Source organism: Isoptericola sp. NPDC056578, assembly GCF_042793275.1.
In the GTDB taxonomy this organism is placed as follows: Bacteria; Actinomycetota; Actinomycetes; order Actinomycetales; family Cellulomonadaceae; genus Isoptericola.
Genome location: NZ_JBHTVC010000002.1, coordinates 153,387 through 173,198 on the forward strand (window position 1 = coordinate 153,387; position 19,812 = coordinate 173,198).

A 19,812-nucleotide genomic window follows, 5' to 3' on the forward strand; every position below is an offset into this window, starting at 1 on the left:
CTGATGACCGAGAACACCCCCGACGTCCGCGCCGAGCGCGTCACGCACTCCCTCGTCCGCGACGTCGCGCTCCCCGGCGGCGCGGGCACGCTCGCGCTCGTCACCCTCGACAACGGCCTCGACCACACCAAGCCCAGCACGCTGGGCCCCGAGGGCATGGCCGAGCTCACCGCGGCGCTCACCGCGCTCCAGGGGCGCGCGGGCCGCGGCGAGATCGCCGCCGTCGCCGTCACCGGCAAGCCGTACTTCCTCGCGGCGGGCGCGGACCTGCTCCAGGTCTCCACCGTCACCTCGCACGAGCAGGCGCTCGAGCTCGGCCGCGGCGGGCACGCCGCCTACGAGCTGCTGCACGCCATGGGTGTGCCGACGTTCGCGTTCGTCAACGGGCTGGCGCTCGGCGGCGGCCTCGAGGTCGCGCTCAACTGCGACTACCGCACCGTGTCGTCCGACGCCCCCGCGCTGGGCCTGCCCGAGACCGGCCTCGGCCTCATCCCGGGCTGGGGCGGCGCCTACCTCGTGCCGCGCCTCGTGGGCATCGAGAAGGCCGTCGACGTGATCCTCACCCGGCCCGCCACGCAGAAGCCGTTCAAGGCGGCCGAGGCGGCCGCGATCGGCCTGGTGGACCAGCTCTTCGAAGCGGCCGACTTCCTCGAGCAGTCGATCCTGTGGGCGTCGCGCGTGCTGCGCGGCGAGGTCGAGGTGCCCCGCCGCGAGCTCGACCCGCAGCCGGTGTGGGACGCCGTCGTCGCGGCCACGCGCCAGCGGCTCGACGCCGTCGTCGCGGGCTCGCGACCGGCGCCCTACCGTGCCCTCGACCTCCTGGCCGCGGCCCGTACCGCGACCCGCGAGGAGGCCTTCGCCGCGGAGGACGAGGCGCTGGCCGACCTCATCATGTCCGACGAGATGCGCGCCAGCGTCTACGCCTTCCAGCTCGTCTCGGGCGGCAAGAAGCCCGTCGGCGCCCCCGACAAGGGCCTGGCCCGCCCGGTCACCCGGGTCGGCATCGTCGGCGCCGGCCTCATGGCGGCGCAGATCGCCCTCCTCGTCGCACAGCGCCTCGGCGTGCCCGTCGTCATGCGCGACCTCGACCAGGAGCGGGTCGACAAGGGCCTCGGCTTCGTCCGGTCCACCGTCGAGAAGCTGGTCGGACGCGGGCGGATGACGCCCGAGGCCGCCGCGCGCATCGCCGCGAGCGTCACCGGCACCACCGAGATCGGCGAGTTCGCCACGTGCGACGTGGTGATCGAGGCGGTCACCGAGGTCATGGGCCTGAAGAAGAAGGTCTTCGCCGAGCTCGAGGGCATCGTCTCCGAGGACACGGTCCTCGCGACGAACACCTCCGCGCTGTCCGTCACCGAGATGGCGGCCGACCTGGCGCACCCGGAGCGGGTGGTGGGCATCCACTTCTTCAACCCGGTGGCCCAGATGCCGCTGGTCGAGGTGGTGAAGGCCGAGAAGACCTCCGACGAGGCCCTCGCGACGGCGTTCGCGATCACGAAGAAGCTGCGCAAGACGGCCGTGCTCGTCGCCGACCGGCCGGGCTTCGTCGTCAACCGCCTGCTCGTGCTCGTCATGGGCAAGGTCGTCGAGGCGATCGAGAACGGCACGTCCGTCGAGGTCGCCGACACGGCGCTCGCGCCGCTGGGCTTCCCGATGCCGACGTTCGAGCTCTTCGACCTCGTCGGCCCCGCCGTCGGACTGCACGTGCTCACCTCGCTGCGCGAGGACCTGGGCGACCGCTTCCCGACGTCCCCCGGCCTGGAGAAGCTCGTCGCCGACGGCACGCGCGTCGTGCTGGACCGCCCGGCACCCGGGCTGCCCAAGCCGGTCGACCCGACGATCCAGGCCGTGTTCGGCGAGGCGCTGCCCGCCGGCACCACGGGCCGGCACGGCACCCCGGTGCTCGACGCCGCGGGCGTGCTCGACTCGGTCCTCACGGCCCTGACGGTCGAGATCGGCCACATGCTCGACGAGGGCGTGGTCGCCGGGCCGCAGCAGATCGACCTGTGCATGATCCTCGGCGCCGGGTGGGGCTTCCACACGGGCGGCATCACGCCGTACCTCGACCGCGCCGGGTACTCGGCGAAGGTCCTGGGCCGTCGGATCCTGCCCGACGGCGTCGCGAACGTCCCCGAGGCCGTCGCCTGACACGCCCTCCTCGGAGACCCGAGCCGCACGGCTCATGACGCACCGGTGGCCCGGTCCCTCGCGGGGACCGGGCCACCGGTGCGTGCGTACCGGAGGGTCGTCGGCGCCTACGCCGGGCCCCGCACGGCGCGCCGGATCGCCTCGACGGTCCTCCCGACGTCGTCCTCGTCCGTGGACCAGTTGCTCACCGAGACCCGCAGGACGTCCTGGCCGCGCCACCGGGAGCCGGAGATCCAGGTCTCGCCGTCGGCGAGGAGCCGCTCGCCGGCCGCGCGCGTCAGGGCGTCGTCAGCCAGCGCGAGGCACACCTGGGTGTAGACGACGTCGTTGACCACCCGCACGCCGTCGATGCGCGCCACGCCCTCGGCGATCGCCCGGGCGCGATCCGCCAGCCCTCCGACGAGCCCGGACAGTCCCGCACGCCCGAGGGAACGCAGCGCGGCCCAGGTGGGCACGCCGCGGGCGCGCCGCGAGAGCTCGGGCGCCTTGTCGTAGGGGTTGCCGGGGCCGGGCGCGTCCACGAGGTACGCCGTGTGCACGCCGAACGCCGCGCGCACGGCGGCAGGGTCGGCCACGACGGCGACGCCGCAGTCGTAGGGCACGTTCAGGGTCTTGTGCGCGTCGGTCGCCCAGGAGTCGGCGCCCTCGATCCCCTGCACGAGGTGGGCGAGACTGGGTGTCGCGGCCGCCCAGAGGCCGAACGCGCCGTCGACGTGCACCCAGGCGCCGTGGTCGTGCGCGAGCGAGATCGCCTCCGCGAAGGGGTCGAAGGACCCGGAGTGCACGTTGCCGGCCTGCAGAGCCACGATCGTCGGCGCACCCGGCGGCCCCTCGGCGAGCGCGGCGGCCAGGGCGTCCGTGCGCAACCGGCCCTGGTCGTCGGCCGCCACCTCCGTCGGGGCGCCGAGCCCGAGGTAGCGCAGCGCGAGATCGACGGAGTCGTGGCGCTCGGCACCGACCAGCACGCGCACCGGAGGGCCGCCCGTCAGGCCCCGCTCGTGGACGTCCCACCCCGCACGGCCGAGAACGGCCCCGCGCGCCGCGGCCAGCCCGGTGAGGTTCGCCGTCGTCGCGCCGGTCACGAAGCCCACGTCGGAGCCCGCGGGCAAGCTGAGCGCGTCGAGCACCCACCGTCCTGCCTCCTCCTCGACCGCGACGACGCCCGGCGTGGAGAACCGCATCCCGGCGTTCTGGTCCCAGGCGCTCACGAGCCAGTCGGCGCCCAGCGCCGCGGGCAGGGTGCCGCCCATGACCCAGCCGAAGAACCGGCCCGACCCGATCGCCATCAGGCCGGGCTCGACCCGGGCGGCGAGCTCGTCGACCACGTCGGCCGGCGCGAGCCCTCGACCGGGCAACGGCCCGGCGAGCGTGCGGCCGACGGCGTCCGCGTCGGCGCGTGGCGGGACCGGCCGCTCCCCCACGTCGTCGAGCCACGCCCGCGCGTGGTGCACGGCGCGGTCGAGCGCGCCCTCGAAATCCTTGCCTCTGACCGTCATCCGGGTGCTCCTTCGCGACCGGCCTCGGTGCCGCCGCCAGGATATCGAGGGGAACATCAAGGGGCGGCACGGCCTCGGTAGGAGGGAGGGCAGCGCCCGACGCTCGGGACGTCCTCGCTGCGAAGACCCGCGGGCCGGCGGAAGCGCGCGACGATCACGCACGCGTGTGAGACTTCCCCGCATGAAGCGGACCATGGGTATCGAGGAGGAGTTCCTGCTGGTCGGGGACGACGGACGGCCGGTCGCACGGGCCAGCGAGGCGCTCGACGCCTCGGGCGTCGACCTGACGAGGTCTCCCGAGACCGGCGGAGGCGCGCTCGAGACCGAGTTCATGGAGGAACAGCTCGAGACGGCGACCCACCCGCGTCACGAGCTCACCGACCTCGCCGCCGAGGTCCGCGCGGGCCGGCAGCGCGCCCAGGCGGCGGCCGACCGGGTCGGGGTGCGGGTCGCGGCGCTGGCCACGTCCCCGTGGCCGTTCGAGGGCACGACGGTGGCGCGGCTGCGCTACCTGGAGGCGCGGGCGGCATTCGGCCTCACGGCCCGCGAGCAGCTCACCAGCGGCTGCCACGTGCACGTTGCCGTGGCCGACGACGCCGAGGGCGTGGCCGTCCTCGACCGCATCGGGCCGTGGCTGTCCGTGCTGCTCGCGCTGAGCGCGAACTCGCCCTTCTGGCAGGGCGAGGACTCCGGCTTCGCCAGCTACCGCTCCCAGGTGTGGGCGCGCTGGCCCACGTCCGGGCCGGCCCGCTCCTTCGGGTCCCCGGAGGCCTACCGGCAGGCGGTCGACGACCTCGTCGCCACCGGGACGATCCTCGACCAGAACATGGTGTACTTCGACGCCCGGCTCTCCTCCCGCTACCCCACCGTCGAGATCCGTGTCGCCGACGTCTGCCTCGACGCCGACACGGCCACCCTGCTGGGTGCCCTCGCCCGCGGACTCGTCGAGACCGCGGCACGCGAGGCCTCGGAAGGGCTCGCGGCGCCGGTGCTGCGGCCCGAGCTGCTGCGCACCGCCTCGTGGCGCGCAGGTCGCTCGGGGCTGTCGACGGAGCTGCTGTCGCCGCACACGTGGCAGCCCGCACCCGCGCACGACGTCGTCGGGCAGCTCGTGGCGCACGTGCGCGAGGCGCTCACCGACGACGGCGACCTGGACGCGGTCACCGAGCTCCTCGGACGGCTGTGGGCCGGGGGCGGCGGTGCAGCACGGCAACGCGCCTGGCACGCGGAGTCGGGCGACCTGCGCGCCGTCGTGGATCGCGCCGTCGAGGTCACCCACGCCTGAGCGCGCGGTCTCGCGTCAGTCGTCCCAGCCCATGCGGAGCACCTCGAACGGGGTCGCGTGCTGCACGCCGAGGCGCGGCCCCGTCACCGACGTCATCCGGGCGAGGAACTCGGCCGGGTCGAAGTGGTCCCACCCGAGGCCGTCGAGGTAGGCGGCGTGGGCCCGCAGCGACGCGACACCCGCGTCGAACGTCGCGGTGACGTCCACCGCGTGCTCCGCGGCGGGCGACCCGGCCACCCACACCTGCCGCACGCCGCCCCACGGCTCGAGGCCCTCGGCCTCGAGCTGGTCGGTGAAGACCCAGCGGTTGCCTGCGTCGCGCACCGCGTCGACGACGGCGCGCCCGGTCGCGATGTGGTCGGCCTGGTTGAGCATCCCGCCGGGGAAGATCTCGCGGTAGTTGCCCGTGATGACGACCTCGGGACGGTGCCGGCGCACCGCACCCGCGATCGCCCGGCGCAGCGGCAGGCCGTACTCGATCACCCCGTCGGCGAACCCGAGGAACTCGACGTCCTCGACGCCCACGGCCCGCGCGGACGCGACCTGCTCGCCCTCCCGGACGCGGCGCGCCTCGTCCGGGCGCATGCCGTCGATCCCGGCCTCGCCGCTGGTCACCATGGTGTAGGCGACGCGCTTGCCCTGCCCGGTCCAGCGGGCGACCGCCGCCGCGGCGCCGAACTCCATGTCGTCGGGGTGCGCCACCACCGCGAGCGCCGTCGTCCAGGTCTCGTCGAGGGGCCGCAGCGGGGCGTCGTCCGGCGTCGTCGTCATACCGTCACGCTAGCGACGACGGCGCGCGGTCGCGCGCGTCGTCCGTCGCGAGCCGACGTCCGCCGACCTACCCGCCGACTCAGCCGCCGACTCAGCCGCCGACTCAGTAGGTGGTGAGCCCGTGGGCGCGGAAGACCTCGCGCACGGCCTCGGTCGCCTCGGGCGTCGGCGGCTGCGTGTCGTCGAGCTCGTAGGTGCGCCCGAGCTCCGCCCACTTGTCGCGGGCCATCTGGTGGAACGGCAGCACCTCGACGCGCTCGACCGTGCCGGGCCGCACGGCCTCGATGTCCGCGGCGTGCCGCGCGACCGCGGCGACGTTCTCCGGGTCGTCGGTGAGCCCGGGCACCAGCACGAACCGCACCCAGACCCTCACGCCGCGCTCGGCGAGCCGACGCCCGAACCGGAGCGTGGGCGCCAGGGAGCGCCCGGTGACGCGGCGGTAGGTCTCCTCGTCGCCCGCCTTGATGTCGAGGAGCACCAGGTCGGTGTCGTCGAGCATCGCGTCGGTCGCGTTCGCGCCGAGGAATCCGGAGGTGTCGAGGGTCGTGTGCACCCCGAGCTCCTTCGCACCGCGCAGGACGCGCGCGGCGAACGCGGGCTGCATGAGCACCTCGCCGCCCGAGAGCGTGAGGCCGCCGCCGGTCGCGGTGAAGATGCCGCGGTACCGGGTCACGCGCGCCAGCAGGTCCTCGGCGAGAACGGGCTCGCCGTCCTTCATCGCCAGGGTGTCGGGGTTGTGGCAGTACAGGCACCGCAGCGGGCAGCCGCTCAGGAACACGGTGAGCCGCGTGCCGGGGCCGTCCACGGCGGTCACGAGCTCCCAGGAGTGCACCGAGCCGAGCTCGCCCGAGCGCATCAGCGCCAGGCGGTCGGACCGGTCCACCTCGGTCGTCTCGATCCCCCGCAGGCCGGCGCCGGCCCGGCGCCGGGAGGGGGCGTCCAGCAACGCCGGGCCGGCAGTCATGGTCAGAGCCCCCCGTGGAAGGTCCGCGACAGCACGTCGAGCTGCTGCTCGCGGGTCAGCCGCACGAAGTTCACCGCGTAGCCGGAGACGCGGATCGTGAGCTGCGGGTACTTCTCCGGGTGCTCCATCGCGTCCTCGAGCGTCTCGCGCACGAGGACGTTGACGTTCATGTGGTAGCCGTCGGCGCCCACCGAGGCGTCGAGAAGGCCGGCGAGGTTCGCCACCTGCTCCTCGCGGGTGCGGCCGAGGCCGGACGGCACGACGGTGTTGGTCAGCGAGATCCCGTCCTGCGCCTGGTCGTAGGGCAGCTTCGCGACCGACAGCGCGGACGCGAGCATGCCGTGCGTGTCGCGGCCGTTCATCGGGTTGGCGCCCGGCGAGAAGGGTTCGCCCGCGCGGCGGCCGTCCGGGGTGTTCCCCGTCGCCTTGCCGTAGACCACGTTGGACGTGATCGTCAGCACCGACTGGGTGGGCACGGCGTCGCGGTACATGCGGTGGCTGCGGATCTTGGCCATGAACGACTCGACCAGCTCGACCGCGATGGCGTCGACGCGGTCGTCGTCGTTGCCGTAGGCCGGGTAGTCGCCCTCGATGTCGTAGTCCACGATGATGCCGTTCTCGTCAGCCACCGGGACCACGCGGGCGTACCGGATCGCCGACAGGGAGTCCGCAGCGACCGACAGGCCCGCGATGCCGCAGGCCATGGTGCGCAGCACGTCCCGGTCGTGCAGGGCCATCTCGAGCCGCTCGTACGCGTACTTGTCGTGCGACCAGTGGATGCAGTTCAGGGCCTCGACGTACGTCTCGGCGAGCCAGTCCATGGTGCGGTCGAAACGGGCGCGCACGTCGTCGTAGTCGAGCGGCAGGCCCGGCGCCACGGCGGGGAACGCCGGGGAGACCTGCTTGCCGGTGACCTCGTCCTTGCCGCCGTTGATCGCGTACAGCAGCGCCTTGGCCAGGTTCACCCGCGCGCCGAAGAACTGCATCTGCTTGCCCACGGCCATCGGCGAGACGCAGCACGCGATGGCGGCGTCGTCGCCCCAGGCGGGGCGGATCTGCTCGTCGGACTCGTACTGCACCGCGGAGGTGTCGATCGACACCTTGGCGCAGAACTCCTTGAACCCCTCGGGCAGCCGCGGGCTCCAGAAGACCGTCATGTTCGGCTCGGGCGCCGGCCCCAGGTTGTACAGGGTCTGCAGGAAGCGGAACGAGTTCTTGGTGACGAGCGGGCGACCGTCCTCGCCCATGCCGCCGATGGTCTCGGTGACCCAGGTCGGGTCGCCGGAGAACAGCGCGTCGTACTCGGGGGTGCGCAGGAAGCGCACGATCCGCAGCTTGATGACGAAGTCGTCGACGATCTCCTGCGCCTCGGGCTCGGTGAGCCGCCCGGCGGCCAGGTCGCGCTCGATGTAGACGTCGAGGAACGTCGACGTGCGCCCGAGGGACATCGCGGCGCCGTTCTGCTCCTTCACCGCGGCGAGGTAGCCGAAGTAGAGCCACTGCACGGCCTCGCGCGCCGTCGTCGCCGGACCGGAGATGTCGTACCCGTAGGACGCGGCCATCTCCTTGAGCTCGCCGAGCGCGCGGATCTGCTCGGCGTGCTCCTCGCGCTCGCGCACCACGGACTCGCTGAACGGCTGGACGTCGAGGCCGAGCTTGTCGACCTTCTTCGCGGCGATCAGCTGGTCGACGCCGTACAGGGCCACCCGGCGGTAGTCGCCGATGATCCGGCCGCGGCCGTAGGCGTCCGGCAGGCCGGTGATGATGTGCGAGCTGCGGGCGGCGCGGACGTTCGGCGGGTAGATGTCGAAGACGCCCTGGTTGTGCGTCTTGCGGTACTCCGTGAAGACCTTCCGCAGGTTCTCGTCGACGGGGTAGCCGTACGTCTTCAGCGCGCCCTCGACCATGCGCCAGCCGCCGTTCGGCATGATCGCCCGCTTGAGCGGGGCGTCGGTCTGCAGGCCGACGATCAGCTCGGCGTCGCGGTCGATGTAGCCCGGGCCGTGCGCGGTGATGGCCGCCGGGGTGTGCGGGTCGACGTCGTAGACACCCTTCTCGCGCTCGGCGGGGAACATCGCCGACAGCTTGTCCCACACCGCGGTGGTGCGCGCCGTCGGTCCCGCGAGGAACCTGTCGTCACCGGTGTACGGGGTGTAGTTGCGCTGGATGAAGTCGCGCACGTCGATGCCGTCGCACCAGGGTCCCGGGGTGAAACCCGTCCAGGCGATGGTCGTCGTGGGTGCCGCGTCGGTGGTCATAGGAGCCCCCTCCTTCTGAGGTATGACCACAGCCTATTCGTGAATGCCTTCACAAGCGATGCCGAACGGCTGTGACGTCGCAGACACCCGTCGGCGTCAGCCCAGGACGGCGCCGGGCGGGGACGCGGACAGGGCCGCGGACATGTCGGCGGCCAGCGCGATCGCCTCGCGCGTCGTCGGCGCGACGACGTCGGGCCGGCCCGGGCCGTCCCACGACCGGCCGTGCGACACCCACGCCGTGCGGGTGCCGGCCGCGCGGCCGGCGGCGACGTCGGCGTGCGCGGCGTCGCCCACCATCCAGACCTGCCGCCGGTCGGCGTCCGCGGCACCGAGCCGCTCGAGTGCCACCTCGAGCAGCCAGGGGTCGGGCTTCGCGACGCCCTCCTCCTCCGAGACGACGATCGCGTCCACGTGGGCCTCCAGCCCGCAGCGCGCGACCTTGCCGTGCTGCTGCGCCGACGTCCCGTTGGTCACGACGGCCACCCGGTGCCCGGCGCGACGCAGCACGTCGAGGGAGACGAGGACGCCGTCGTAGACCCGGACGCCGTCGAGGACGCCGGCGCGGAACCGCCGGATCGCGGCGGGGACGTCGTCGTCCCAGCCGAGTCGCGCGATCAGCACCCGCGCGAGCGCCTCCTTGGAGCCGTGCCCGCCCTCGTCGGCCGCGAGGATCGCGGCGAGGTCCGCGGGGCCGAGCGCGGCCCGGTCGACCTCGCCCGAGGCCCACGCCTCGAACGCCTCCGCGCGGCCCACCAGGGTGTTGTCGAGGTCGAGCAGCCAGATCATGACGGGAGGCTAGCTGCCAGGGCGCGGCCGCACCCGGCCGTCTCGCCGCGGCGGCCGGCCGTCAGTCCCGGGCGAGCACGGCGAGGGCGTCGCGCACGGCGTCCTCGGCCCGCATCCGCTGCTGGCCGATGATCTGGTCGCGGCTGGCGTGGTCGAGGAAGGCCACCGGGAGGCCGACGTGCACGAACGCGGTCCGCACGCCCTGCTCCCCCGCCCGCTGTGCGGTCGTCGCGCCGACGCCGCCGTCGACGACGCCGTCCTCGATCGTCAGCACGAGGTCGTGCTCGCCGGCGAGCTTCACGAGCGCCTCGGGCACCGGGAGCACCCAGGTGGGAGCCACCACGTCCACCGCGAGGCCGTGCGCGGCGAGGGACTCCCCCGCCGCGAGCGCCGTGCCCACCATGGAGCCGACGCCGACGACGAGGACCTTGCGCCCGTCCGCGCCCGGGGCCGCCGTGTGACGGGCGACCACGTCGACGCCGTCGAGCGACTCGAGGGCCGGGACGGGGTCGGAGAGGGCGCCCTTGGGGTACCGCACGACCGTCGCGGCGTCGTCCACGTCCACGGCGGCGCGCAGGGCCGCCCGCAGCGTGGGTTCGTCGCGGGGCGCCGCGAGCCGCAGCCCGGGGACGATGCGCAGCATCGCCATGTCCCACATGCCGTTGTGGCTCGCGCCGTCGTCGCCCGTGATGCCGGCCCTGTCCAGCACGAACGTCACGCCCGCCTTGTGCAGCGCCGCGTCCATGAGGACCTGGTCGAAGGCGCGGTTGAGGAAGGTGGCGTAGACGGCGACCACGGGGTGGAGGCCGGCGAACGCCATGCCCGCCGCCGAGGTCACGGCGTGCTGCTCGGCGATCCCGACGTCGAAGGTGCGGTCCGGGAACTCCTGCGCGAACGGCGCCAGCCCCACGGGGTGCAGCATCGCCGCGGTGATCCCGACGACGTCCGGCCGGTCGCGGCCGATCTTCACGATCTCGTCCGCGAAGACCTTGGTCCAGCCGAACCGCGACGGCGCGACGGGCAGGCCGGTCTCGGGGTGGATCTGCCCGACGGCGTGGAACCGGTCGGCGACGTCCTGCTCGGCCGGCGTGTAGCCCCGGCCCTTCTCGGTGATGGCGTGCACGATCACGGGGCCGCCGTACGCCTTGGCCCGGCGCAGCGCGTGCTCCATGGCCACGACGTCGTGCCCGTCGACCGGACCGACGTACTTCAGCCCGAGGTCCTCGAACATGCCCTGCGGCGCGACGACGTCCTTGAGGCCCTTCTTCAGCCCGTGCAGCCAGTCGTAGGCGAAGCGCCCGGGCGCGCCCGTGCGGTGCAGGGTGCGCTTGCCCCACGACAGGAAGGCCTCGTACCCGCGGGTGGTGCGGAGGGTGTCGAGGTGGTTCGCGACGCCGCCGATGGTCGGCGAGTACGAGCGTCCGTTGTCGTTGACGACGATCACGAGGCGGCGGTCCTGCGAGGCCGCGATGTTGTTCAGCGCCTCCCATGCCATGCCGCCGGTGAGCGCGCCGTCGCCGATGACGGCGGCGACGTGCCGCTCGGGGTGCCCCTGCACGGCGTTCGCCTTGGCGACACCGTCCGCCCACGACAGCGCCGTGGACGCGTGCGAGTTCTCGACGACGTCGTGCTCGGACTCGGCGCGCGAGGGGTAGCCGGACATGCCGCCCGCCTTGCGCAGCGCGGAGAAGTCCTGCCGGCCCGTGAGGAGCTTGTGCACGTACGCCTGGTGCCCCGTGTCGAAGACGAGGGTGTCCCGCGGCGACGCGAAGACGCGGTGCAGGGCGATCGTCAGCTCGACGACGCCCAGGTTCGGCCCCAGGTGCCCACCCGTCCGCGACACCTGGTCGACCAGGAAGGCCCGGATCTCCGCCGCGAGCTGCGTCGTCTGCTCCGGCGAGAGCCGGCGGACGTCCTCGGGCGAGCCGATGCTGCTCAGCAGGCTCATGCGTTCCTCCCCGTTCATAGCCACACCACTCTAGGCGGTCCCGCCCGGTGGTCCGGGACGTCCCACGGACCGCGCACCGCCACGTGCGGGCGCGGTAGAGGGTAGTTTCGTCCCTGGCCGACGGGAACACGTGACCGCCGGCGAGCGTTCGGCAGACGGACGACCCAGGAAGCTCGTCCTCTCCCGACACATCTCCCAGGGGACACCTGTGCGCTTTCTCGACGGGCAGCAGCCCACCACCGACCTCACCTACGGCGACGTCTTCATGGTCCCGTCCCGCTCGGACGTGACCAGCCGCTTCGACGTCGACCTCGCGACCGACGACGGCACCGGCACCACGATCCCCGTGGTCGTGGCGAACATGACGGCCGTCGCGGGCCGCCGGATGTCGGAGACCGTCGCCCGCCGCGGCGGCATCGCGATCCTCCCGCAGGACATCCCGGTGGACGTCGTCGCCGACGTGGTGGCCGACGTGAAGTCCAAGGACCCGGTCATCGAGACGCCCGTCGTCGTCGCGCCCTCGGACACCGTCTCCACGGTGCTCACCCTGCTGGGCAAGCGCGCGCACGGCGCCGCCGTCGTGGTCCAGGACGGCAAGCCCGTCGGCGTCGTCACCGAGGGCGACTGCGCGGCCGTGGACCGGTTCGCGCAGGTGCACCAGGTGATGTCGGACGACGTCGTCGCGCTCGACGCCGTCCAGCTGGAGGCCGACGGCCTCGAGGCCACGTTCGAGCGGATGCACGCCGCCAAGATCCACCTCGCCCCCGTGGTGCGCGACGGCGCCCTCGCGGGCGTCCTGACGCGCAAGGGCGCCGTGCGCTCGTCGGTGTACAGGCCCGCCCTCGACGCCGCGGGCCGCCTGCGGGTCGGCGCGGCCGTGGGCATCAACGGCGACGTCGCCGCCAAGACGCGCGAGCTGCTCGACGCCGGCGTCGACGTGCTCGTCGTCGACACCGCGCACGGGCACCAGTCCAAGATGCTCCAGGCCCTGGAGGCCGTGCGCTCCGTCGACCCGCAGGTGCCGGTCGTCGCGGGCAACGTCGTCACGGCCGAGGGCGTGCGCGACCTCGTCGCCGCGGGCGCCGACATCCTCAAGGTGGGCGTGGGCCCGGGCGCCATGTGCACCACGCGCATGCAGACCGCCGTCGGCCGCCCCCAGTTCTCCGCCGTGCTGGAGTGCGCCGCCGCCGCGCGCGAGCTCGGCAAGCACGTGTGGGCCGACGGCGGGGTGCGGCACCCGCGCGACGTCGCCCTCGCCCTGGCGGCCGGCGCGTCGCAGGTCATGGTCGGCTCCTGGTTCGCCGGCACGTACGAGTCGCCCGGCGACCTGCACGACGACGGCACCGGCCGCCTGTACAAGGACTCGTTCGGCATGGCGTCGGCCCGCGCCGTCGCCGCCCGCACCGCCGGGGCGGGCTCGGCGTTCGGCCGGGCGCGCAAGGCGCTGTACGAGGAGGGCATCTCGACCGGGAAGATGTACCTCGACCCGCTGCGCCCGGGCGTCGAGGACCTGCTGGACGAGATCACCTCCGGCCTGCGCTCCAGCTGCACCTACGCCGGCGCGCGCACGCTCCGGGAGTTCCACGAGCGCGCGCTGGTGGGCGTCCAGTCCGCCGCCGGCTACGCCGAGGGCATGCCGGTCGCCACGAGCTGGTGAGCCGGCCGTGAGCACGGGCACGACCACCGGGACGGACCCCGGCGCGGGCGGGCACGCCGCCCGCGCGCAGCTCGCGGCGCTGGCGACGGACCGCCGGTTCCTCGCCGACTGGGGTCTCGCGCGGGGCGACCTCGACGCCGCCTCCGCCCGCCCCGCGGCCGTCCTCGTGCTCTTCGGGGTGCTGGACGACCTGGCCGCCGACCACGACGCGCAGGCCCTCGCCGTCGCCCACGACCTCGACGTCCTGCTCCTGGAGCGGGCGGCGACCCTGCGCTCGCACGCCGGGCAGGTCGCGTTCCCCGGCGGCCGGGCCGAGGACGGCGAGACGCCGGTCGACGCGGCCCTGCGCGAGGCCGTCGAGGAGACGGGGCTCGACGCGGGCGGCGTCGAGGTGCTCGGCACCCTGGCGCAGCTGCCGATGCCGGTGAGCAACCACCTCGTCACGCCCGTGCTCGGCTGGTGGGCGCGGCCCACCCCCGTGCGCGTGGTGGACGTCGGGGAGTCCGCGCACGTGTTCCGCGCCCCGGTGGCCGACCTCCTGGACCCCGACCACCGCGTGACGACCGTGCTGCGGCGCGCCGGCCGTACCTGGCGCGGGCCGGGGTTCGAGGTGCTCGACGGCGCGGGCGTGCCGCACCTGGTGTGGGGCTTCACCGCGGGCATCCTCGACGCCGCGTTCGACCGCCTGGGGTGGACCGAGCCGTGGGACCGCGGCCGCGAGCGCGAGCTCTGACCTGCGGTGTCGGCGGGGGCCGCTAGCGTCCGCGCCATGGAACCCGGCTCCCCCTTCCTCGCCCTGCGCACGGGCCGCCCCGAGGGCACGCCCTACGACCTCGTCGTCCACGACCTCGGGGCGGTGCGCGTCCCGTCCGGCAGGCTCGAGGCCTCCGACCCGTACGTGACCCTGGGCGAGGGCCTGGAGGTCCCCGTGCCTGCCGGCACCTACCCCGTGCGCGTCACGGTCGCCGACGTCTCGCAGGAGCAGGACGGCAGCCACCTGCGCGAGGCCTATCTCTCGGTCGTCCTGGCCGACGCACCCGCCGCCGAGGTCAGGCCCTTCGTGCCCGAGGGGCGCAGCACGACGGACGAGGCGGGCGAGCCCCTGTGGTTCGGGGTGGGCGTCGACGCCGGCGCGGTGGGCTTCGCCGACGCGCGGGCCGTCCGGGTCGCGACGGCGGCGGTCGACGACTGGTACGAGGAGGTCGTCGACCACGGCGGCGCGGACTCCTGGTTCGCGCTGCAGGACTCCGCCGACCACCTCGTCGTCGGGGCCGCGAACGCACCGCTCCCCCACGCCGGCGACGGCGAGAACGTCGTGCTCTCCCACTCGGGGTGGGGAGACGGCTTCTACCCGGTGGTCACGACCCACGACGCGGACGGCGCGCTCACCGGGGTGCACATCGACCTCCAGGTCGTCGAGGCCGCGCCGTGGTGGGAGGCGGAGAGCAACGACGCCGCCCCGGGCGACTGACCTCGGGCGCGCGTCCGCGATGATGGTCCGATGCCTGCCGCCGAGATCGACGTCGACGTCCCCCTGACCCGCGCGCTGCTCGCCGAGCAGCACCCGGACCTGGCCGGTCGCCCGCTGGAGATCGTCGCGCACGGGTGGGACAACGTCATGGTCCGCCTCGGCGACGACCTGGCGGTGCGCCTGCCACGGCGCGCCCTCGCCGCGCCCCTCGTCGAGCACGAGCAGCGGGCGCTGCCCACGCTGGCCGACCGGCTGCGCGCCGCGGTGCCCGACGTCGTCGTGCCCGTGCCGGTGCGGGTCGGGCGACCGAGCGCGGCGCTCGGCTACCCGTGGTCCTGGAACGTGGTGCCGTGGGCGGACGGGGTGAGCGCGGAGGCGACGCCGGTGGCCGACCGCACCGCCTGGGCAGGGACGTTCGGCCGCCTCCTCGCGGCGGTCCACGCGCCCGCCCCGGACGACGCGCCGGCCAACCCGGTGCGCGGCGTCCCGCTGGCGGCACGTGCCGAGGCGCAGGACCCGCGGGCCCTCGACGATCGCCTCGCGGCCGTCCCCGCCGGCGGCCGCACCGCCGCCCGTCGTCTCTGGGACCACGCGCTCGGCGTCCCCGAGCACGCCGGGCCCGCGGTGTGGCTGCACGGCGACCCCCACCCCGCGAACCTGGTCGTCGGGCCGGGCGAGGACGGGCGAGGGGACCGGCTCGCCGCCGTCGTCGACTGGGGCGACGTGACGTCCGGCGATCCCGCCTCGGACCTCGGCTGCCTGTGGCTGTGCTTCGACGCCGAGGGCCGCGCCGCGTTCCGCGCCGTGGTGCAGGCGCACGCGAACGAGGGGCGGGGGTGGGACGACGCGACGTGGGCCCGGGCCGCGGGCTGGTCGCTGCTGTACGCGACGAACATGCTCGCCCATCCGGAGCTGCACCCCCGGCTGCTCCCGATCGGCCGGCACGGGCTCGCGGCGCTGCTCGACGAGGCGGCCTGAGGGCCCGGACGCGGCACGATCGGGCCGGACCCGGGCGGACGTGGGGCAGACTCGGGAGCATGGCCGCTGACCCCCAGAGGACCACCTGGACCGACGCCGACCCGCGCGCGTTCGTCGCCGCCGTGGCTCGCCCCGCGCGGCGGCGGGACGCCGAGACCCTGCTCGCCCTGATGGAGCGGGCCACCGGGCAGCCGCCGCGGATGTTCGGCACGTCGATCGTGGGCTTCGGCGAGTACCGGTACGCGTACGCGAGCGGCCGCACGGGTCACGCGGCCGCCGCCGGGTTCTCCCCGCGGGCGGCGGCGAGCGTCGTCTACCTCTCCGACGGTGTGGAGACGCACGCCGACGCGCTCGCCCGCCTCGGCACCCACACGACGGGGGTGGGATGCCTCTACCTCAAGGACCTCGCGCAGGTGGACCTCGGCGTCCTGGCGGAGATCGTCGCCGCGTCGTACGCCGCGCTCACGGCGGGGACGTACGGGCTGCGGGCGCGCGAGGGCGGCGACCCGACGTCGGCACCCCGCTGACCCTCCACGGGTAGCCGTCAGCCGGCGTCGAGGGCCGCCGGGTCGGCGCCACGGGCCTCGAGCGAGCCCCGCACGGCGGCGAGCGCACGGTCGTAGACGGCGTCGTCGCCGAGCAGCAGCGAACCGTCGTTGGCGGCGTTCAGCATCGCGGTGATCTCGAAGGCGAGCTGGTCGACGTCGGTGTCGGCGGCGAGCTCCCCGGCGCCCGCCGCGAGCTCGGCGTGCCGGCGCAGGTAGGACGTCCAGTCGCGGTGGGCCATGACGACCGCGTCGCGCACCGCCCCCTCCTGCGTGTCGAACTCGACCTCCACCGTGCGGAAGAAGCACCCGCCGGCGAACACCCGGCGGCGGGAGTAGTCCGACCACTGCCGCACGAGCGCCCACAACCGGGCGAGACCCGGCGCGGCCACTCGCGCGGGCTCGACGACAGCCTCGACGAACATGGTCCGGGCGTGCTCCACGGCGGCGAGCTGGAGCCCCTCCTTGCCGCCGAAGAGCCCGGCGATGCCGCTCTTGTTGACCGGCAGCCGGGCGGCCAGCGAGCCGAGCGTGAGCGCCTCGAGGCCGCGGACCGACGCGTCCTGGACGGCGAGGTCGAGGACGGCGCGCCGCGACCGGTCCCCGCGCACGCGGCGGCCGTCGGCAGGCACGTCGCCGGAGGTGCTCGTCGGGGAGCCTGTCGCGGTGGTCGGCGTCTCGATGCTCACGAGATGAGTGTACGACCGTTCGTTCGGTGTTACTGTGCGAACGTTCGTACAGTTATCCTGCCCGCCCACACCTGGAGGCCGCCGTGCCCTACGTCCCCGCCCCCGTCAGCACCGGCCTGCGCGCGCTGTCCGCCGTCGCCCCACCGCTCGCGGTGCGGGTCGCCGCGCGCGCGTTCTGGCACATCGGCCCACCGGCCGACGTCCGGCCGGCCGACCGCGCCGTGCACGAACGCGCCGAGCGCCGAGCCGTCGACGTCGGCGGCGAGCAGGTCGTCACGTACCGGTGGGGCGACCGCCGGGCGCCCGCCGTGCTCCTCGTCCACGGCTGGAAGAGCCGGGCCTCGCGGCTCGCCGGACTCGTCACGTCCTTCGAGGCGGCCGGCCTGGGCGTCGTGTCGTTCGACGGCGTCGCCCACGGCGAGTCCACCGGCCGGCGCATGTCCGCCCTCGAGCACATGGCGGCGATCCGCGCCGTGCACGACGCCGAAGGGCCGTTCGCCGCCGTGGTCGGACACTCCCTCGGCGGCCTCGCCGCCGGCCTCGCCCTGGCCGACGGCCTGCCCGTCGATCGCTTCGTCTCGGTCGCGGCGATGACCGGCTTCGACGCCATCGCGGAGTCCTTCCTGCGCCTGGTGGGGATGCCCGCCGGGCCGCACGAGCGCCTCTGCGACCACGTCGAGCGCACCATTCCCGGCGACGTGCGCGACGTCCGTTCCCGGATCGACCTCGTCGCGCACCCCGTCCCGGAGCACGTCGCGACGCTGTTCGTCCAGGACGACGACGACCGCATGTCGCTGCCCGCGGGCGCGCCGCTCCTGCACGCTGCGGTGCCGGGCAGCAGCCTCCTCACCACCCGCGGCCTCGGCCACACCCGGGTGCTCGACGACCCCGCCGTCGTGGCGGCCGTCGTCGCGCACGTCACGGCACCGCTGCCCCTGACCGTGAGACGGTGAACGGACGGGCCGCGCGGGCCGCGACGGACCCGGGAGCTGACCGCACCGGCGCAGCAATGGTGGTGGATCTGGTCACGACGCCGCCGGCGGCGATGCACCTCCCGGCGGGGTGGCGGCTGGGCGCGCAACACCCGACGCCGGAGCGACGGGTTCCCCCGGTCCACGGGGCGGGTCCATGCCGTCCCGAGGGTCGACCGCGGCGGGCAGGAGCTGGGTCGCCAGCGAATCGGCGGTGGCCGCCAGCGTCTCGACATCCATCCCGGCGCGGCCCATGAACGTCAGGCCCTGCTGCGCGGCCAGCAGCGCCCGGGCGACGCCGACGGGGTCGACCGAGGCGCTCAGGTCACCTTCCACCTGAGCCCGTCGCACCCCCTCGGTCAGCGCCGCCGTGATCCCCTCGTAGGCTCGCCGCGCCTCCGCGGCGACGACAGGATCGGCGGAAGCCAGCTCGGTGGTGCTGTTGGCGAGCAGACACCCGCGCCGGGCAGCCCTGCCGGCGGGATCGCCCACCGGCATCAGCACGAACGAGCGCAGCGCGTCCACCGCGCGCGGAGCGGAGTCGACCGTCCCACGCACCGCGTGGTCGAGCGATGCCACGTACCGGCGCAGCACCCTGAGGAAGAGCTGGTGCTTGTCCCCGAAGGCGGCGTAGAGGCTGCCCTTGCCCAGGCCGCTGACACGCATGAGGTCCTGGAGCGACGTCGCCGCGTAGCCCGCGTCCCAGAACTGGTCACGGACTGAGCACAGCACCGCGTCCTCGTCGAACTGCCGTGGCCTCGCCATCGGCCCACGGTATCAATTCTTGACCGCTCGGTCCACCATGGATATCGTGGACCGTGCGGTCCATAACTGGTTCGCACGCCATGCCACCGCCGACCGCCCGCCCCTTCCGGCGGTCCACACACCACATCGCAGAGGACGACTTCTCATGGGTCAGCTCACCGACAGGACAGCCCTGGTCACCGGCGCGAGCACAGGCATCGGGTTCGCCACGGCGGAACGCTTCGTCGCCGAGGGCGCGCGCGTCTACCTCACCGGACGCCGAAAGCAGGTGCTCGACGCCGCGGCGCACGCGCTGGGCGACAAGGCGATCGCGATCCAGAGCGACGTCTCCGACCTGGACGACCTCGACAGGCTGTTCGAACGGATCGCCGCGGACGGGGATCGCCTCGACATCCTCTTCGCGAACGCCGGCGGCGGCGAAGCGGGACAGCCCCTCGCCTCGCTCACGCCCGAGGCCTTCGACCACACTTTCGGCATCAACCTGCGTGGCACCGTCTTCACGGTCCAGAAGGCGCTCCCGCTGCTGAACGACGGCGGGAGCATCGTGCTCACCGGGTCCAGCTCGGCGCACCGCGGCACCGCCGGCTTCGGGGTCTACTCCGCCACCAAGGCGGCCATCAGGCAGCTCGGCCGGGTCTGGGCCGCCGAGCTCGCGCACCGCGGCCTGCGCGTCAACACGATGGTGCCCGGCCCCACCGACACGCCGGGGCTGCGCGGCCTCGCCGAGAACCCGGAGCAGGCGGGTGCGTTCCTCGACGAGCTGGCGAGCAGCACACCCCTGGGACGCGCCGCCGACCCGGCCGAGATCGCCAACGCCGTCCTCTTCCTGGCCTCGGATCAGTCCAGCTACATCACGGGCAGCGAGCTGTTCGTGGACGGCGGTGAGGTCCAGGTCTACCCCTGACCAGCGCGGCGGAGCGTCGCGATCGGCGTCCTGGCGACGCGCCTGCCCGCCGCCCCCTGAGCACGACGGCGCCCCGCCCCTCCGCGCAGGAGGGACGGGGCGCTGTCGTGGTGCGGCGCCGCTCGTCAGGCGACTCTCATGGCCGCCCGAGTCTGCGGTTCCGCCTCAGGCGACGA

17 protein-coding genes are annotated in these 19,812 nt (G+C 74.4%); 9 read left to right on the top strand and 8 right to left on the bottom strand.

Annotated elements, in window-relative coordinates:
• Positions 1-3 precede the first annotated feature (3 nt).
• Complete coding sequence (locus ACFQ80_RS01705; protein WP_430562320.1) at positions 4-2,148, top strand: 3-hydroxyacyl-CoA dehydrogenase NAD-binding domain-containing protein; 2,145 nt, start codon at positions 4-6, stop codon at positions 2,146-2,148.
• Between the two features lie 107 nt (positions 2,149-2,255).
• Here ACFQ80_RS01705 and ACFQ80_RS01710 read toward each other — a convergent pair whose 3' ends face one another.
• Positions 2,256-3,644 (bottom strand): pyridoxal phosphate-dependent decarboxylase family protein, encoded by a 1,389-nt coding sequence (locus ACFQ80_RS01710; protein WP_430562321.1) that lies wholly within the window; start codon positions 3,642-3,644, stop codon positions 2,256-2,258.
• Positions 3,645-3,825: 181 nt separating this feature from the next.
• Between ACFQ80_RS01710 and ACFQ80_RS01715 the strand changes: the two genes are divergently transcribed.
• A complete protein-coding gene (locus tag ACFQ80_RS01715; protein ID WP_430551117.1) occupies positions 3,826-4,929 on the top strand; it encodes a glutamate--cysteine ligase in 1,104 nt (367 codons plus the stop codon).
• A gap of 15 nt (positions 4,930-4,944) precedes the next feature.
• On the opposite strand, the gene ACFQ80_RS01720 is transcribed toward ACFQ80_RS01715, so the two are convergent.
• The 5 genes from ACFQ80_RS01720 to dxs all read right to left on the bottom strand — a co-directional run bounded on the left by ACFQ80_RS01720 (position 4,945) and on the right by dxs (position 11,656).
• Positions 4,945-5,700, bottom strand: a complete 756-nt coding sequence (locus ACFQ80_RS01720) for a PIG-L deacetylase family protein (protein ID WP_430562322.1) — start codon at positions 5,698-5,700, stop codon at positions 4,945-4,947.
• A gap of 103 nt (positions 5,701-5,803) precedes the next feature.
• Complete coding sequence (gene pflA, locus ACFQ80_RS01725; protein WP_430562323.1) at positions 5,804-6,664, bottom strand: pyruvate formate-lyase-activating protein; 861 nt, start codon at positions 6,662-6,664, stop codon at positions 5,804-5,806.
• A 2-nt stretch (positions 6,665-6,666) separates the two neighbouring features.
• On the bottom strand, positions 6,667-8,922 hold the full coding sequence (gene pflB, locus ACFQ80_RS01730; protein ID WP_430562324.1) for a formate C-acetyltransferase: 2,256 nt from the start codon (positions 8,920-8,922) through the stop codon (positions 6,667-6,669).
• A gap of 96 nt (positions 8,923-9,018) precedes the next feature.
• A complete protein-coding gene (locus ACFQ80_RS01735) occupies positions 9,019-9,708 on the bottom strand; it encodes an HAD family hydrolase (protein WP_430562325.1) in 690 nt (229 codons plus the stop codon).
• 61 nt (positions 9,709-9,769) lie between these two features.
• The gene (gene dxs / locus ACFQ80_RS01740; RefSeq protein ID WP_430562326.1) at positions 9,770-11,656 is read right to left on the bottom strand and encodes a 1-deoxy-D-xylulose-5-phosphate synthase; all 1,887 of its coding nucleotides are present in this window, start codon (positions 11,654-11,656) and stop codon (positions 9,770-9,772) included.
• Positions 11,657-11,864: 208 nt separating this feature from the next.
• Here dxs and ACFQ80_RS01745 point away from each other — a divergent pair, with 208 nt between their 5' ends.
• From ACFQ80_RS01745 to ACFQ80_RS01765, 5 genes are read left to right on the top strand one after another with little or no spacing between them, the layout of a single operon-like run.
• On the top strand, positions 11,865-13,313 hold the full coding sequence (locus ACFQ80_RS01745) for a GuaB1 family IMP dehydrogenase-related protein (RefSeq protein WP_430562327.1): 1,449 nt from the start codon (positions 11,865-11,867) through the stop codon (positions 13,311-13,313).
• Between the two features lie 7 nt (positions 13,314-13,320).
• Positions 13,321-14,046: an NUDIX hydrolase gene (locus tag ACFQ80_RS01750; protein WP_430562328.1), complete on the top strand. Its 726-nt coding sequence runs from the start codon at positions 13,321-13,323 to the stop codon at positions 14,044-14,046.
• A gap of 36 nt (positions 14,047-14,082) precedes the next feature.
• Positions 14,083-14,784 carry a DUF4241 domain-containing protein gene (locus ACFQ80_RS01755; protein WP_430562329.1) on the top strand — a complete coding sequence of 234 codons (702 nt, stop codon included), beginning with the start codon at positions 14,083-14,085 and terminating at the stop codon, positions 14,782-14,784.
• Between the two features lie 30 nt (positions 14,785-14,814).
• The gene (locus tag ACFQ80_RS01760; RefSeq protein ID WP_430562330.1) at positions 14,815-15,762 is read left to right on the top strand and encodes an aminoglycoside phosphotransferase family protein; all 948 of its coding nucleotides are present in this window, start codon (positions 14,815-14,817) and stop codon (positions 15,760-15,762) included.
• Positions 15,763-15,821: 59 nt separating this feature from the next.
• Complete coding sequence (locus ACFQ80_RS01765; protein WP_430562331.1) at positions 15,822-16,289, top strand: DUF1801 domain-containing protein; 468 nt, start codon at positions 15,822-15,824, stop codon at positions 16,287-16,289.
• Between the two features lie 17 nt (positions 16,290-16,306).
• Here ACFQ80_RS01765 and ACFQ80_RS01770 read toward each other — a convergent pair whose 3' ends face one another.
• Positions 16,307-16,996, bottom strand: a complete 690-nt coding sequence (locus tag ACFQ80_RS01770) for a TetR/AcrR family transcriptional regulator (RefSeq protein WP_430562332.1) — start codon at positions 16,994-16,996, stop codon at positions 16,307-16,309.
• A gap of 83 nt (positions 16,997-17,079) precedes the next feature.
• Here ACFQ80_RS01770 and ACFQ80_RS01775 point away from each other — a divergent pair, with 83 nt between their 5' ends.
• Positions 17,080-17,949, top strand: a complete 870-nt coding sequence (locus ACFQ80_RS01775; RefSeq protein ID WP_430562333.1) for an alpha/beta fold hydrolase — start codon at positions 17,080-17,082, stop codon at positions 17,947-17,949.
• 72 nt (positions 17,950-18,021) lie between these two features.
• Here the strand turns inward: ACFQ80_RS01775 and ACFQ80_RS01780 are convergent, their stop codons facing one another.
• Positions 18,022-18,732, bottom strand: coding sequence for a TetR/AcrR family transcriptional regulator (locus tag ACFQ80_RS01780; RefSeq protein ID WP_430562334.1), 711 nt, complete (start codon positions 18,730-18,732; stop codon positions 18,022-18,024).
• A gap of 145 nt (positions 18,733-18,877) precedes the next feature.
• On the opposite strand from ACFQ80_RS01780, the gene ACFQ80_RS01785 reads away from it, so the two are divergent.
• On the top strand, positions 18,878-19,636 hold the full coding sequence (locus ACFQ80_RS01785) for an SDR family NAD(P)-dependent oxidoreductase (RefSeq protein ID WP_430562335.1): 759 nt from the start codon (positions 18,878-18,880) through the stop codon (positions 19,634-19,636).
• Positions 19,637-19,812 lie beyond the last annotated feature (176 nt).

What these genes read in the sequence shown, in the direction of transcription:
- ACFQ80_RS01705 (WP_430562320.1), top strand. Translation starts at nt 4, where the DNA reads ATGACCGAGAACACCCCCGACGTCCGCGCCGAGCGCGTCACGCACTCC.
- ACFQ80_RS01710 (WP_430562321.1), bottom strand. Translation starts at nt 3,644, where the DNA reads ATGACGGTCAGAGGCAAGGATTTCGAGGGCGCGCTCGACCGCGCCGTG.
- ACFQ80_RS01715 (WP_430551117.1), top strand. Translation starts at nt 3,826, where the DNA reads ATGAAGCGGACCATGGGTATCGAGGAGGAGTTCCTGCTGGTCGGGGAC.
- ACFQ80_RS01720 (WP_430562322.1), bottom strand. Translation starts at nt 5,700, where the DNA reads ATGACGACGACGCCGGACGACGCCCCGCTGCGGCCCCTCGACGAGACC.
- pflA (WP_430562323.1), bottom strand. Translation starts at nt 6,664, where the DNA reads ATGACTGCCGGCCCGGCGTTGCTGGACGCCCCCTCCCGGCGCCGGGCC.
- pflB (WP_430562324.1), bottom strand. Translation starts at nt 8,922, where the DNA reads ATGACCACCGACGCGGCACCCACGACGACCATCGCCTGGACGGGTTTC.
- ACFQ80_RS01735 (WP_430562325.1), bottom strand. Translation starts at nt 9,708, where the DNA reads ATGATCTGGCTGCTCGACCTCGACAACACCCTGGTGGGCCGCGCGGAG.
- dxs (WP_430562326.1), bottom strand. Translation starts at nt 11,656, where the DNA reads ATGAGCCTGCTGAGCAGCATCGGCTCGCCCGAGGACGTCCGCCGGCTC.
- ACFQ80_RS01755 (WP_430562329.1), top strand. Translation starts at nt 14,083, where the DNA reads ATGGAACCCGGCTCCCCCTTCCTCGCCCTGCGCACGGGCCGCCCCGAG.
- ACFQ80_RS01760 (WP_430562330.1), top strand. Translation starts at nt 14,815, where the DNA reads ATGCCTGCCGCCGAGATCGACGTCGACGTCCCCCTGACCCGCGCGCTG.
- ACFQ80_RS01765 (WP_430562331.1), top strand. Translation starts at nt 15,822, where the DNA reads ATGGCCGCTGACCCCCAGAGGACCACCTGGACCGACGCCGACCCGCGC.
- ACFQ80_RS01780 (WP_430562334.1), bottom strand. Translation starts at nt 18,732, where the DNA reads ATGGCGAGGCCACGGCAGTTCGACGAGGACGCGGTGCTGTGCTCAGTC.
- ACFQ80_RS01785 (WP_430562335.1), top strand. Translation starts at nt 18,878, where the DNA reads ATGGGTCAGCTCACCGACAGGACAGCCCTGGTCACCGGCGCGAGCACA.